The sequence below is a fragment of the Gimesia maris genome, assembly GCF_008298035.1.
GTDB classification, from domain to species: Bacteria; Planctomycetota; Planctomycetia; order Planctomycetales; family Planctomycetaceae; genus Gimesia; species Gimesia maris.
Genome location: NZ_CP042910.1, coordinates 7,747,419 through 7,760,877, shown reverse-complemented (window position 1 = coordinate 7,760,877; position 13,459 = coordinate 7,747,419). Strand labels below are relative to the sequence as shown.

General features: G+C 51.8%; 12 protein-coding genes. 5 read left to right on the top strand and 7 right to left on the bottom strand.

Annotation, left to right across the window (positions count from 1 at the left end):
* Positions 1-199: 199 nt before the first annotated feature.
* From GmarT_RS29040 to GmarT_RS29030, 3 genes are all read right to left on the bottom strand, one after another.
* Positions 200-1,189: a helix-turn-helix transcriptional regulator gene (locus GmarT_RS29040; RefSeq protein WP_002644992.1), complete on the bottom strand. Its 990-nt coding sequence runs from the start codon at positions 1,187-1,189 to the stop codon at positions 200-202.
* 439 nt (positions 1,190-1,628) lie between these two features.
* Positions 1,629-3,932 carry a TolC family protein gene (locus tag GmarT_RS29035; protein WP_052301227.1) on the bottom strand — a complete coding sequence of 768 codons (2,304 nt, stop codon included), beginning with the start codon at positions 3,930-3,932 and terminating at the stop codon, positions 1,629-1,631.
* 192 nt (positions 3,933-4,124) lie between these two features.
* Positions 4,125-4,442, bottom strand: coding sequence for a DUF962 domain-containing protein (locus GmarT_RS29030; protein WP_002644994.1), 318 nt, complete (start codon positions 4,440-4,442; stop codon positions 4,125-4,127).
* Between the two features lie 218 nt (positions 4,443-4,660).
* On the opposite strand from GmarT_RS29030, the gene GmarT_RS29025 reads away from it, so the two are divergent.
* Together GmarT_RS29025 and GmarT_RS29020 are read left to right on the top strand one after the other, a co-directional pair.
* Positions 4,661-5,833, top strand: a complete 1,173-nt coding sequence (locus GmarT_RS29025; RefSeq protein WP_002644995.1) for an isocitrate/isopropylmalate dehydrogenase family protein — start codon at positions 4,661-4,663, stop codon at positions 5,831-5,833.
* 210 nt (positions 5,834-6,043) lie between these two features.
* Positions 6,044-7,408, top strand: a complete 1,365-nt coding sequence (locus GmarT_RS29020; protein ID WP_002644996.1) for a hypothetical protein — start codon at positions 6,044-6,046, stop codon at positions 7,406-7,408.
* Here the strand turns inward: GmarT_RS29020 and GmarT_RS29675 are convergent.
* Positions 7,402-7,557, bottom strand: coding sequence for a hypothetical protein (locus tag GmarT_RS29675; RefSeq protein ID WP_155367971.1), 156 nt, complete (start codon positions 7,555-7,557; stop codon positions 7,402-7,404). The two genes, GmarT_RS29020 and GmarT_RS29675, sit on opposite strands and share 7 nt — an antisense overlap.
* A gap of 108 nt (positions 7,558-7,665) precedes the next feature.
* Between GmarT_RS29675 and GmarT_RS29015 the strand changes: the two genes are divergently transcribed.
* Positions 7,666-8,877, top strand: a complete 1,212-nt coding sequence (locus GmarT_RS29015) for a cofactor-independent phosphoglycerate mutase (protein ID WP_002644998.1) — start codon at positions 7,666-7,668, stop codon at positions 8,875-8,877.
* A 69-nt stretch (positions 8,878-8,946) separates the two neighbouring features.
* Here GmarT_RS29015 and GmarT_RS29010 read toward each other — a convergent pair whose 3' ends face one another.
* Positions 8,947-9,372 (bottom strand): ferritin-like domain-containing protein, encoded by a 426-nt coding sequence (locus tag GmarT_RS29010; RefSeq protein WP_002644999.1) that lies wholly within the window; start codon positions 9,370-9,372, stop codon positions 8,947-8,949.
* Between the two features lie 437 nt (positions 9,373-9,809).
* Between GmarT_RS29010 and GmarT_RS29005 the strand changes: the two genes are divergently transcribed.
* The gene (locus tag GmarT_RS29005; RefSeq protein WP_002645001.1) at positions 9,810-10,169 is read left to right on the top strand and encodes a co-chaperone GroES; all 360 of its coding nucleotides are present in this window, start codon (positions 9,810-9,812) and stop codon (positions 10,167-10,169) included.
* 28 nt (positions 10,170-10,197) lie between these two features.
* On the opposite strand, the gene GmarT_RS29000 is transcribed toward GmarT_RS29005, so the two are convergent.
* Together GmarT_RS29000 and eboE are read right to left on the bottom strand one after the other, a co-directional pair.
* A complete protein-coding gene (locus GmarT_RS29000; RefSeq protein WP_002645002.1) occupies positions 10,198-11,298 on the bottom strand; it encodes an XdhC family protein in 1,101 nt (366 codons plus the stop codon).
* A gap of 16 nt (positions 11,299-11,314) precedes the next feature.
* Entirely contained in the window at positions 11,315-12,481 is a 1,167-nt protein-coding gene (gene eboE, locus GmarT_RS28995; RefSeq protein WP_002645003.1) for a metabolite traffic protein EboE, read from the bottom strand.
* A 330-nt stretch (positions 12,482-12,811) separates the two neighbouring features.
* Between eboE and GmarT_RS28990 the strand changes: the two genes are divergently transcribed.
* The gene (locus GmarT_RS28990) at positions 12,812-13,429 is read left to right on the top strand and encodes an RNA polymerase sigma factor (protein WP_230682395.1); all 618 of its coding nucleotides are present in this window, start codon (positions 12,812-12,814) and stop codon (positions 13,427-13,429) included.
* The last annotated feature ends 30 nt before the right edge of the window (positions 13,430-13,459 follow it).

Genomic DNA, 13,459 nt, shown 5'->3' with positions numbered 1-13,459 from the left:
CTACCCTGAAATAGTAAACCTAATGGTGAGGCAGGTCAGTAGTTTGATGCGGGATTTTGAGAGGTTTCACAGAATAATCGGCTGTGAAGTCGATGTGAGTGTACATGCGCGATCTTTATCAAAATCTGTGAGAGCTGTTTGTGGGTGATGTGTGAGTTTAGACAGCTGATTGACAAAGAAGTTCGCCTTGATTTTGAAATCAGTTCCGGCTCGATTTCTTACTGTAAATCTGTGACATTTCAGAAATACGGGTTTTGATCAGTTTTCGCAGTGAGGGGGGGGAGATCACTTCCGCCTGGTTCCCGAAACTCAGCAGCCAGTCAGTCATCTGTTCCAGGTCACCAACGCGTGCCCGGAATTCGATGGCACCCCCTTTGAGCTTACGGATTTCCTGTGACTTGTCCCAGATGATCTGTGAGACAGTCTGAGCAGCCTGGCTTTCAAAGCGAATTTTCACAGAAACGGTTCTGGATGACTGCCGCACAGGATCCCAGGAATGGTCGAGATAGCGGTCGAGCTTAAAGCGGGAGGGTTTTTTGAATTTTTCGTCGAGCAGTTCAGATTTGATCATTTTCTGAATCGGAAATACTTTGATCCCCCGATCGACGGAGGAGCGTCCTACTACATACCACTGGCGATTCGAATAGAGCATATGGTACGGGCTCAGCATGGTAGAGGCTGTTTTTTGCTCGTTCGGGCAGACATATTGAATCCGCACGTTTTGTTTTGATGTGACTGCTTTCAGAATGGTTTTATAGTGCAATTCGTTCCGCAGCGACGGATTGCAGGGTGTGAGCCAGATAGATATGGACTGAGCCGCTTCAATCACTTGCTCGCGCAATGCGTCGGGTAAACTGCTGAGAATTTTGGCGGACGCGGTATGTGCAATGCCATCCAGTGGCAACCCCACGATGGTTTTGTCGAGATCCTGGCTGAGCACAAACAGGGCAAGGACTTCTTCGAAGGTGAGGTCTTTAAACGGGACAATGGTTCTCCAGGGAAGCTGATATCCCTGTTTCTCATCATCGTACAGAACGTAGATCCCCGATTCCTGAAGCGTTTTCAGGTCGCGAAAGACGGTCCTGCGACTGACTTCACATTCGCTGGCAAGTTGTGCAGAGTTGTAAACACGTCCCGACTGTAACAGCGCAATCAGTCTTAGAAGACGAGGAATTCGTCCAGCCACCATTGATTATCTTTTGTATGCTTTCCACAGGCCTGGTCAGTGGCGGGTGTTCAATCCCGAAAACTCAGTGTGAACTGTCTGCGCAGGTCTGACAAAATGGAAGTATCGTCAGCGCAAAGACAGCTCAACATCAGGAAACAACAATCGATGGAGATGGACATCGATACTGGTATTTTTGTGTGAAACAAGCGTCAGCGATGAATCAAACGAAAGTTATGTTTAAAACTAGCACCTGTTTATGGAAATGCATACTGAAATTCGTAAAGGTCTTTTCAAAAAATTGAAGGACCAAATTCGCAGTCAGCGGAAGCTGTGCAATCAGGGCAATGCGTGCATTTGTTGTTTCAGGATGCATCGCTTTTGGCGGTAACGTCTCCCAATCTGCTATACTCGCTTCAATTGTTCCTGGAGACGCTATAGCAACACGGAACACAGTCAGTGCTCACTCTACAAAACTGGTGGCGGGCATGAACTCAACCTCAAGGTTTTTCTCAGTGTCAGCAATCGGCAGCTCTTGCTGTGTGGAAGAAACCTGTTTAATCCTGGGCTGAGGCGCCGGTGGTTCCGACTCGAGCGCGATTTTCACCGCGTTCTCGATGTCGGACTGGACAAACGGGTTTCGACTTTGAGTATCTTCGTTGAGTTGCAGACGTGCTTCCGGTTCGCCTGACGTGGCAGGTGCCGGGGGAGCATATTCCGGGGTCATTCCCGGTTCCGGAACTGGCAGGATATCCGGTGTCATCCCTTCCTGTCCTGAGGAGAACGATTGACCTTCGGCTGCAGGCATGACACCCACTTCTCCGATGTAGCCATCCGAAACAAATGGTTCCGGTTTGCTTCGCAGTTTATGAGCGTCGACTCCGTGTGTTCTGGCCCAGGCACGTCGCACAGCCTGTTGATAGGCAACCGGAGACCATTCACCTTCCATGAGATGCACATTGTTATGTTGCAGCAGTGTGCCTTTCCATTTGTGGAGGTTCTTGATCGCCACGTTGTAGGCCACCAGTGAGCGGTAGTATTCGGTTTCGGCGGCAGCCAGTGAGGACTGGGCACGTAACAGTGTATCGAGTGTTGTCGTTCCTGCCTGAACTTCGGCGTCAAACAGTTCCACACGTCTGCGGGCCGCACGCCAGCGGTTAAAGTTGGACTGTGCCGTCGCATAGTTTTTGGTCAGGTCCTGAAAGGTGATCGCCAGTTCCTGGCTGACATCCATTTCCTGTGCTTTGAGCACGGCTCGTGCTTTCGAGAGGCGGAATTCGAGGTTTTCCACCTGGGCATGTGCCGAGCGGAAACCAAGGGGCATACTGAATTCCCAGCCAACAGTCCAGCTGTCCTGGTCATTATCCATCAGGGTTCCATAAGCACTATGCAGACCCTGTGAAGTGACGCCATCGGTGTTTTTCTGGCTCAACAGACGATCGCCGAAGCCATTCACCTGGTAGCTGGAAACCAGGTCCAACCGTGGCTTGGTCAGACTGGTGGCAGCCATTCTCTGGAATTCCAGACTTTTAATGTTCCATTTCTGTTTACGTAATTCGACGCGATGTACGAGGGCTTCAGTCAGACACATACTCCAGTCAGGAGTGAATTCTGCTGCAATCGGGTCATCGATCGGTCGAATGATTTTTCCATCATTCACCGGCAGACCAACCAGCCGTCGAAAGCGGCTCTCTGCTGTGTAGATATCGCTGCGAGTTGACTGAACCAGTGACTGTGTTTCAAACAGACGGTCTTTCGCCTGTGCCTCATCAGCGGGTTTGAAGTTTCTGGTACCGCCGGCTTCCAGTTTTGCATGGGCTTCCCGCCAGCTGCGAAGTGCAGAGTTCCGGGCGACCACCTGTGTATCATACAGGCGGTATGCCAGGTAAAGTTGCCAGTAACTTTCTTCAATATCAGAAATGAGGTTCCGTACGTTTCGCTCGAAATCTGCCAGTACCAGGTCATTGTTGATGCGGGCAATCACGACCCCCTGGCTGACCCCGGTAATTCCGGTGAATCCGGAACCAATCGGACCGGCAATGCGGGTGTAATCAACGCCGGCTCCTGCCAGGAACGGTTGGCGATAAGAGAGTCCCGCGTTTCCGGCATAGGTAGAAGGAAACAGCTGGCTGGTGGCGTTACTGCCTGTGTAGTTCCAGTTATGAGACAGGGCAAACTGGCCGCCGTTCGCGAATGTTTTGGACAGACCAGACTGAAATTGTCCGGTTTCCTGTGTGAGTGTACCGCCGGGAATACCACCAAAGAACGGGCTGTTCTGCACCTGTTCGGAGCGGCCCCAGAGCATGTTCGCAGTAAATGTAGTATCAAATGCCGACAATGCCGCCTCGACACCACGCGATCCACCCAACAGCACGTTGGTTTCCTGGATGGAAGGGTCATAAATCGAAGGGGTGCCATCCGGATTATTTAACAGTGCGTTGCCGTTGGTTCCCAGCGTACCGGAAACACGGATGACCTCACTGTTGGCCAGCCCCAGATGAATTGCGTCCATCAGGGGTAAATCCCAGATTTCATCCTGCGAACGATCCGTCAGCGTCCGTGGTTTCCCTGAAAATGTGATCTCTTCCGGTGTCTCTTCATAGACCGCCGGGTATTCAATTTTAGTGGCGACATCCTCATAATACTGGAGCTCTTTGTCCCCGAGATAATGAAGATCGGTATCGGTACCCAGACCGTGACAGCCAACAAGCTGACTGGTAATCAGGCATCCACAGAAAAACTGGTGTAACTTCTGGCGAAGGTTCATGTTTTTATCCTTCAAGACATGAACGACGATTATGGGCATAAAGTGTATGTTCATAATCACTTAAGTTCATAATCGATAGTACTTTCAGGGAGAAATTACCAACTGCTGTAAGACAACCTTGTCGCAAAATAGTCGCAAGAGCGCAGGGCAGGGAGTCTAGTTGGTAGAATCACTACATTCGGTATCGGCGATTTAATCGTTACAACTTGACTTTTTTGACGAATGGTCAAAATTCTGTTGAATTTGAGTCTCAGGTCCGAATTCCGTGTAGGGTTTCCCAAGTAGTTTCTTGATCAAAATGAGTTCGCCCGCATCATTCCGCTCGATGGCGTGACCCAGAAACTGTAAGGCATATCCAGCAAAAAATGCCATTCCCGCATAAATCCAGTTTCCCGCGATGCCAAATCCGATCAGTCCCCCAAAAGTGAGCGGGACACCAATCAGGTGCAGGATCTGGTTGGCTCTGTTCTGGTGTCGGAGCAGGTAATTCCTGAAAATACGCTGGATCATGAGAATCCCTGATTGATGTGAAAAGTAGGCGCGGGCTATCGCGTATAGTTGAAAAGCGATTTCCGTTTTGATACGGTCACTGCTTGTCTGTGAGCTAAGTAATCAGTATCAACCAGTATGGCCTTTGGTTTCAAGAGTCAGCAGGCTCGTAGCGTGGTATTCATAACACTTGAGAACCTGGTCGCATTCCCTTTTTGTCAGAAGTATTAGAGGAAACGATGTATAAAGTCACACTAATTCCGGGTGATGGAGTTGGACCGGAAATCGCCGAGGCAACCAGAAAATGTGTTGATGCCACTGGCGTGAAAATCGACTGGGATGTTCAGGAATGTGGAATCGAAGTCATTGAAGCTGAAGGTGGCGTTCCAGATCGTGTGATGGATTCGATCCGGGCCAACAAAATCGCCTTGAAAGCACCGATCACCACACCCATCGGAAAAGGCTTCCGCAGTGTGAACGTGTTCCTGCGACAGGAACTGGGCCTGTATGCCTGCATCCGCCCCTGTAAAACCTACAAAGGTGTGCGGACCTACTTTGCCGACTCCAATGTCGATCTGGTCGTGGTACGAGAAAACACAGAAGACCTGTATGCCGGCGTTGAGTTTCAGGCGGGTCAGGAAAAAACAGCGGAATTGATCAAAAAGATCAACGAATTCGCGACGGGTAAAAAGATCAATACTCCCCTTGATGAGACCGGCGTCAGTATCAAGCCAATGTCTTACCAGGGTACTCGCGATATCTGTAACTACGCTTTCAAATATGCAGTCGACAACAAACGCCAGTCTGTGACTTCGATCTGCAAAGCAAACATCATGAAGTTCACTGATGGTCTGTGGTATGATGAAACACGGGCTGTCGCGAAAGCCTACGGCGCTAAATTTGAATGGGATGAACTGTCAGAAGGCGTCGAAGCCGATCCGAAGCTGGCAGGCATTGCGACCGACTGTGGTGGCAGCATCGAGTATAATGAGCGTCTGATTGACAACATGTGCATGCAGCTGGTGCAAAAACCGGAATTGTACGACGTGCTCGTGACCTCCAACCTGTACGGTGACATTCTGAGTGACCTGTGTGCCGGCCTGGTGGGTGGCCTGGGGGTTGCCCCTGGTTCGAACATCGGAACCGAAGCCGCGATCTTCGAAGCGACCCACGGTTCTGCTCCTAAATACAAAGGGCAGAATAAAGTGAATCCGGTTGCCCTGATCCTGTCCGGTAAGATGATGCTGGATTACCTCGGCGAACACGAAGCGGCTGCGAAGCTGGACAAGGCAGTTGCTGACGTGATTGAAGAAGGTAAAGACGTGACCTACGACCTGAAAGATGATCGTAACGATCCAACCGCCGTCGGAACTCAGGAGATGGCAGAAGCCATCTGTGCGAAAATGCGATAATTCCTGAGACACGAGAAGATTGATGATCTCACTGCGATGCGAAGCCTGTGCTTTGCATCGCAGTTTTTTTATTCCCGGTCCCTGAGGATGACTGGAAAAATCTAAGAGAAATAGTAGAGCTTCCGAAAAAAACTGGTGAAGAGATCAATATGATTTGATACGATGGAAACTGAGTCTCGCCTCAATTAGCCCACCACTGGAGTCAACCTCATGACGGATACCTTTTCTCACCAGTCCCTGTCCTCTCTTTCCCGGCGTGAAATGTTAAAGCTGAGTGCTGCCGCTTTTGCTGGTACTGCCGGCCTGAACTGGCAGCAACAGGCGTTGCATGCCGCCGAGGAAAACAAACGTCCGCAAGTCGCTGCCATCTACACACAGTGTTTTTATCTGTCGCATGCCTTTCATATTCTGCATCCGTTTTTAGGGCCGTACCTGTTTAACGGTAAGCTTCAGCAACCACAGTGCGATGTCGTCTCTTTCTACGGCGATCAGTTTACGGACCGGGATCTCTCCCGGGGGATTGCCAAAAAATATGAGATCCCCTTTTATAAGACAATCGGAGACGCGTTGACTCTCGGCGGTGATGAACTGGCGGTAGACGCAGTGCTTTCGATTGGTGAGCACGGCGATTATCCTGATACCAAATTCGGACAGACCAGGTACCCGCGCAAACGGTTCTTTGATGAAATCGTGGCGGTTATGGAGAAATCAAAACGCTTTGTCCCGGTCTTCAGTGACAAACATTTTTCTTATCGCTGGGACTGGGCCCGGGAAATGTATGACACTTCGCGGAAGTACGAATTCCCGATGATGGTCGGCAGTTCGGTTCCGCTGGCACAACGCACGATTCCGCTGGAAATTCCCTCTGGCACGGAACTGGAAGACGCGGTCTCGATTCATGGAGGACCGATTGAGAAATACGATATCCACGGACTTGAAGTCCTGCAGTCGATGGTCGAATTCCGTAAAGGAGGCGAAACGGGGATTTCAACGGTTCAGTTTCTGAAAGGCGATGATCTGATCAAAGCCGGCCGCCAGGGACGCTGGTCCATGCAGCTGGCAGAAGCAGCCATGCAGGCGGAACTGGGCAAGAAAAAGCGGGGTCTGTTCGATCCGATCGGCGCGGAAGGGGCAGCAGAACCGCATGGGATCCTGCTGGAATACAAGGATGGATTTCGCGCCACGATGCTGAAAATCGGTGCGAACGGCGTCCGCTGGAACTTTGCCTGCCAGGTCAAAGGTGAAGCGCAGCCGAAAGCGACCACGTTCTTCCCGGGGCCCTGGGGTAACCGAAACCTGTTCCGGGCATTTTCACATGCGATTCAACATCTGTTTGTGCACAAGGAAGAACCCTACCCCTGTGAGCGCACCCTGCTGATGACCGGCGCACTGGATGCCGCCATGCACTCCTATTTTGAAAAGGGACAGGCCTTGATGAAAACGCCTGAACTGGAATTTTCCTACACGCCGAAAAATTTCAATCAGTTTCGTGAAATGGGCGATTCATGGAAGGTCATCACTGCTGAAATGACGCCACCACAGGAATTTGTCGGAGAGGATCCTGCTCCTCAATAAGGGTCTTCATGTTCCTGGACGGTTTCCAGTTCCACTGCAGCGTCTCCAGGTCCGTCTGGACCGAGGATAACAGATCGCGAGACGCTGTGGTTAAATGTGATGCGTTCTCGATGTGCTGCACAGGCTGCGATCAAGGGTTGTCTCGACATTTCCTGACTCTGATTACTTGCAGGAAAGACGAAAATTCAGGATATTGAGGACAAAACAGTTCTCTTTTCCAGTTCTCCCAGATCCTGCCTGACAGTAAGTACCCTGATATGAAATATGTGCTCGTGATTCCCGATGGTTGTGCGGACGAACCGCAGGATGCACTGGGGGGTAAAACTCCTCTGCAGTCAGCCAATGTCCCCCACATGGATGCCGTGGTCGCAGAAGGAATTCTGGGACGTACAGATACGGTTCCCGCTTCCATGCCTTCCGGCAGTGATGTGGGGACGATGAGTCTGTTTGGATACGACCCGCTGGTGTATCACACGGGTCGCGCACCGCTGGAAGCGGCGGCACAGGGGATTGAACTGGGACCCCATGACTGGGCGATCCGTTGTAATTTCGTAACGATTGCTGATGGGAACATGGCCAGCTTTACCGCATCACAGCTCCCCAATGATGTCGGTGCAGAGCTGGTGGCCCTCCTGCAGGAAGCGACGGCGGAGGAACCCCAGTGGGAATTTCACCAGGGGGTCAGCTATCGGAACCTGCTCATTTACCGCGCGAAAGATGCCGATGATCGGCCATTCGATACAGGCACTTCGACAACGCCTCCCCATGATTTAACCGACCAGCCGATCGAACACGATCTGCCGTCCGGCAGAGGCAGTGAACTGCTGCTGGATCTGATGGAGCGGAGTAAAAAACTGTTTACGAAATCGGCAGAGAACCAGAAGCGAACTGACGGTCAGCCGCCGGCAACTCAGATCTGGCTCTGGGGTCAGGGAAGTCGACCGGCGTTGAAACCGTTTCTGGAGCAGTTTAACAAAACGGGGGCTGTGATCACCGCCGTCGATCTGCTGCGGGGGCTGGGACGCCTGCTGGGCTGGGATGTGATTGAAGTCGAAGGAGCTACCGGGTATATCGATACCGATTATGCTGCCAAAGGACGGGCTGCGATTGAGACATTGAAGAATACGGATTTTGTCGTCGTGCATGTCGAGGCGACCGACGAAGCATCCCATGAAGGGGAAGTGGAAGAAAAGGTCAAAGCCCTGGAGAATATCGACGAGCACATCGTGGGCCCGGTACATGGCTACCTGAAATCTCAGGGTGATTACCGGATCCTGGTCTGCCCCGATCATCCCACGTTTCTACGCACCAAAACTCACAGCCATGGATATGTGCCTTTCGCCATTTGTGGCAAGAATGTCCGCCCGGACCAGGCCGGCAGTTATGATGAAATCACGGCTGGCGCCAGTAATCTGCTGCTGCCGAAAGGCCATCAACTGATGCCCTTCTTCTTTGGGACATCCAGTTAAGACCCTAAACAGGTCAGTCAGAAAAAGAATCTGACTGACCTGTCTTGAGAGCCGTTAGACGGCTTATGCTTATAGTGGCCAGTCCCGGAGGATGCGTTCGACTTCTTCGGCGTGCCCGCTTTCATCGCGGACCATATCTTCCAGTTGAACGGCCAAACCTTTGTCGCCAAGTTCTTCGGCTTCTTTGGCGCGTTGGGTATACCCGGCGGTCGCTTCTTTTTCGGCTACCAGGATTGCTTCCAGCATCTCATGATTGGTGTGTGCTGCGGTCACTTTACCGGCAACCGTGACAGGTTCTCCGCCGAGGGCGACGATTTTATTCGCCAGAAATTGAGCATGTCCCAGTTCATCGGGGACTTCCGCCAGAAAGAACTGCGTCAGCTGCGGTCGATAGGGGCCGGTCGCTTTGGCAGCGTACGTGGTATATTGAATGATGGCAGCGAGTTCACTCGCCAGGTCCTCATTGAGGTTTGCGATCATTGTCTGCTTGTCCATGTCAGTCTCCTGTTGTCATTAAAAAACCTGGATCCAAATGGATCCGTTTGCCAGTTGATTACAAAATCTCTGCACTCTCTTTATAGATGTACAAGTTATTTTATCAACTATAGAAGAACCTGGCGCGTCTGAAAATGCACTGAAAAACGTCTGAATTATTCAAAGAATTCATATTGAGGGGAATTCCCGAACAGCATTTCCAGGCACTGCAGCGGCAAGGCCACCGGCAGTTTCTGCGTCAAATCGTACGTAAACGGAAAATCAGTCGGCATTTTCGGGGTTCTTTTCAGGGGAGTCATGGACTATGATTGTATTCCATAGAACAAACAGGTTATTTTAGCCTTTCCACAGACTGGACTGATGGCAGCCTGTCATATTGTCGGAACGGTAACGCGTTCATTGAACTGATTAGAACTGAATAAGCGGGGAGATTTTTAGTGTCAGACTGGGTTGAACCTCTGGGAATGCGAATTCTCATTCGTAAAGACGAAAGTCGCCAGACGACCAAGGGGGGGATTGTCCTTCCCGATAAGGCCGAGATTCCAAACATTACCGGACGCGTGGTGGAAATCAGCGTGCAGATTGCCCGGGATGATGATTTTCCGGTCAAGAAATACGACAAAGTGCTGTTCAACCCCAGCGATGCCATCCCCGTGGATTTTGAGCCCGACAATGTGCTGTTCGTGGTCCCGATTGAAGATGTGGTCGCCGTGTTCCGTCGCGGGGATGCCAAGACCAACGAAGTCCGCTCTGCCGAGGACCGGGAATACGAAGATCCCGAAGACTGGGAAGAGTAATCTTACCCCCCTGCTCTGCTGACGAAAGTTAACCGGCGGGATGCGGCGTTTTAATGTCGTCCATCAGGCTTGGTCTCTGGTAGCCTTCCGGCAGGGCATCCAGGTTACGGTAGGCAATCAGCTCGGCAACGATACTCATTGCGATCTCAGGTACCGTCTGTGAACCGATATCAAAGCCGAGTGGCGCGTGCACCTTCGCGAGTGCTTCCCGCGGCGTTCCCAGTCGCAGCAGGTCTTCAAAAATCAGCTTCACTTTGCGCTTACTGCCAATCATGCCGATGTAGCGTGCGTCTGTGACGGCGAGGTGCCCCAGGGCCTCTTCGTCGTGATTGTGCCCGCGGGTAACGATGATGATAAATGTGTCCGGAGTGACAGACAGTCTGGTGAGGGCCGTGTCAAACGAGCCGACAATCAGCTGCTTTGCCGTCGGGAAGCGATCGGCGTTGCAGTATTCTTCGCGATCATCGACGGCGATAATATCGAAATCGACATCGCTGGCCAGTTCGGCGACCTTCTGACCGATGTGACCACAGCCGACAATCACAAGCTGGCAGGTCTGATGAAAAGTCAGATAGGCAATGCCCTGGCTGACGTAAGGCCGTGGTCGGTTTTTTATGGGTTTTAATCCGTCAAACAGCTGTGCCGGGGGCTGTTGCGAGCCGCGGAATGCGATGATATTTGATTCAGCGTCAATCAGAAATCGATCGGGTTGACTCTCCGCTGCTGCAGATTCGGGGGGAATGATAATCGCTTCCGTGCAACCCTGGTCCGTTTCCAGCAGTTGTAACATGCTGCGATAATAGGGCAGGTCCTGTTCGGATCTGACGGGATCAACGAGCACCTTCATGCGGCCGCCACAGATCAGTCCGTCATCCCAGCCGTAGTCGTTATCGAGCTGAAACGTCATGATCTCCGGGGATTCCGCGTCAATCAGTCTTAACGCACGGTGTTTGACTTCCGCTTCCACACAGCCGCCTCCGAGTGTGCCAGCCTGCGAACCATCGCTGTAGATGAGCATGGCGGCGCCTGGTTTCTGGGGAGTTGAGCCGCGGGTTTCGACCAGGCAGGTATAACAGACAGGGCGCTGCTGCTGGACTGCTTTTTCCAGTTCGAGTAATAGTTCACGCATGGTTGAATCACATCACTTAAAGTGTATTCAAAAGAGTGTGGGCGGCCTGCAGTTCGCGCGTTAATCCTTCGACCAGCGTGGGCTTCTGATCTCCGGGCAGGACTTCCCAGGTATAGGTTTCGACTTCCAGATGCGGTGCATAATCCAGTTCTTTGACCGTGGCCAGCGCCTGACGCAACTCGCGGTATGTTGTTCCCAGCGGACCCAGTGATTGCGCATCGACGGGAACGTGAAAGTGGACCCGCAGCTTTTCGGTTTCTTTCAGACGGGGGTCCGGATCGAGCAGAAAGTCGCGACTGAGATCGACGATGCGATACAGGTCGCCATTCTGCAGGCTGCCGATTGTCTGATGCAGATAGCGGGGTTCGGCATACTGTGCCAGTAATTCCCGACCGGCTTCATTCTCGCCGGGGCGATCGAGTTCGATGGCGTTGGAAATATGAATTTTATTGATGCGGATTTCCGCATGCGTGATCTGTCTGATCGAACCGGGGATGTCTTCAAATTCCACCGCCTGATGACAGACATCGTAGCAGGCCCCCAGGTATTCCCGCACGGTTCCCAGCACCTGCTTTTCGGCGGCACGTTCGTAGAGTCGCTCGAAGAAGACAATCAGTTCGTGTGTAAATTCGATGACGCAGAACGGTTCGGGCTCGATCGCCAGGCGGATGGTGCGGCCGGTTTCTTCTTTCAGCTGTTTGAGAAAGGTCGCCAGTTCGATCAGTTGTTCAATACAGACTTTGCTGAAATCGGGCGCGTGTTCAAATTTTTTAAACCCGAGGGGCACCGTCGAGATGCTGCCTTCCACGCCTTCCGGCAGTAAGGCAGCCAGGACGCGGGCGCAGCCTTGGGTGTATTCCAGTCGTTCCGGCTGAGACCAGTCGGGGAGATAGACATTTTCTTTGACGCGCTCGCTGTGAAAGTTTCCATAAGGAAAAGCATTCAGCGTATAGCAGGTCAGGTCGCGTTTTTGAATTTCCTCGGCGAAGCGTTCGATTCCGTCAGCGGTTGAGAGAATTTCTTCGATCACTGGTTCCGCCAGCCACAAACCGGCGGCCAGGGGGGCACCTAACTGCTGTTGAATCGGCAGCGTGAATTCGTCGAGTTTGCGCAGGATTTCTGCGACCGTTAACCCGGGATGCACGTTGGTGCAATAACTCAAAGGCAGTGTGTTTAAAGTCATGAAAACTTCCTCAGAGGGCCCTTTTGTCAGCAGGAAGCAGGAAATTGAATCAGAAGGAGTATCAAGTCGACTGCTTCTATCATACCCGTGACAAATCTGCGGACTACCTGTTCAACGAAATTAACAGGAGCGAATGCGGTTCAGGAATGGATTTTCTATTGGCGGCTACTTGTGTTAACTTGTAAGTTTAGCGACGATAACGGTTACAATCCTGCTTGGAAACAGACAAAAAGCGGGTTTCTCCCAAACTCTGTGAGAAACTTTTTACGATGCCGCGTGTTTAGTACATGTGGGTCAATTACCCCGAGAGATGGGAGTCAGCAGTCAGTCGTGGTTACAACGGAAATCGTGAACTCACCCTACTTACGCGACCCTGACGTGCAGTTGATGTTGCGCGCCCGGGATGGGGATGAAGGTGCGTTCACCGAGTTGGTAGCCAACTACCAGGACCGGATTGTTGGTATTTTCTGTCATCTGCTGGGAAATCAGGAAGCAGCGGAAGACCTGGCCCAGGAAGTATTTTTGCGGATTTATCGGTCCCGCGCCAAGTATGAACCCAAGGCGAAGTTTTCCACATGGCTGTTTCGGATTGCCAATAATCTGGCCAGCAACTCGCGACGGAATAAAGGCCGACGCAAAGAAGTGACCCTCAGTCCTCAGGATTCCGGGCCCCTGGGAATCCGTCCCGAAGAGCAGTTACTGGTGGAAAAATCGGGAATGATGCCGACGCGTCAGGCAGGATTAAAAGAGACGCAGGCTGTAGTGCGTCAGGCTTTAGAGACCCTCAACGAACGGCAGCAGATGGCGGTTCTGTTACATAAATTTGAAGGCATGAGTTACGCCGACATCGGCGCTGCGATGAAGCTCTCGGAGGCGGCAGTCAAATCATTGTTATCGCGGGCGCGCGAAAATCTGCGTGTTCAACTGGAAAAACATATTAATGGGTAATTCAAACAGGTCTGCGTATTAGAGTCCTAC

What these genes read in the sequence shown, in the direction of transcription:
- GmarT_RS29040 (WP_002644992.1), bottom strand. Translation starts at nt 1,189, where the DNA reads ATGGTGGCTGGACGAATTCCTCGTCTTCTAAGACTGATTGCGCTGTTA.
- GmarT_RS29035 (WP_052301227.1), bottom strand. Translation starts at nt 3,932, where the DNA reads ATGAACCTTCGCCAGAAGTTACACCAGTTTTTCTGTGGATGCCTGATT.
- GmarT_RS29030 (WP_002644994.1), bottom strand. Translation starts at nt 4,442, where the DNA reads ATGATCCAGCGTATTTTCAGGAATTACCTGCTCCGACACCAGAACAGA.
- GmarT_RS29025 (WP_002644995.1), top strand. Translation starts at nt 4,661, where the DNA reads ATGTATAAAGTCACACTAATTCCGGGTGATGGAGTTGGACCGGAAATC.
- GmarT_RS29020 (WP_002644996.1), top strand. Translation starts at nt 6,044, where the DNA reads ATGACGGATACCTTTTCTCACCAGTCCCTGTCCTCTCTTTCCCGGCGT.
- GmarT_RS29675 (WP_155367971.1), bottom strand. Translation starts at nt 7,557, where the DNA reads ATGTCGAGACAACCCTTGATCGCAGCCTGTGCAGCACATCGAGAACGC.
- GmarT_RS29015 (WP_002644998.1), top strand. Translation starts at nt 7,666, where the DNA reads ATGAAATATGTGCTCGTGATTCCCGATGGTTGTGCGGACGAACCGCAG.
- GmarT_RS29010 (WP_002644999.1), bottom strand. Translation starts at nt 9,372, where the DNA reads ATGGACAAGCAGACAATGATCGCAAACCTCAATGAGGACCTGGCGAGT.
- GmarT_RS29000 (WP_002645002.1), bottom strand. Translation starts at nt 11,298, where the DNA reads ATGCGTGAACTATTACTCGAACTGGAAAAAGCAGTCCAGCAGCAGCGC.
- eboE (WP_002645003.1), bottom strand. Translation starts at nt 12,481, where the DNA reads ATGACTTTAAACACACTGCCTTTGAGTTATTGCACCAACGTGCATCCC.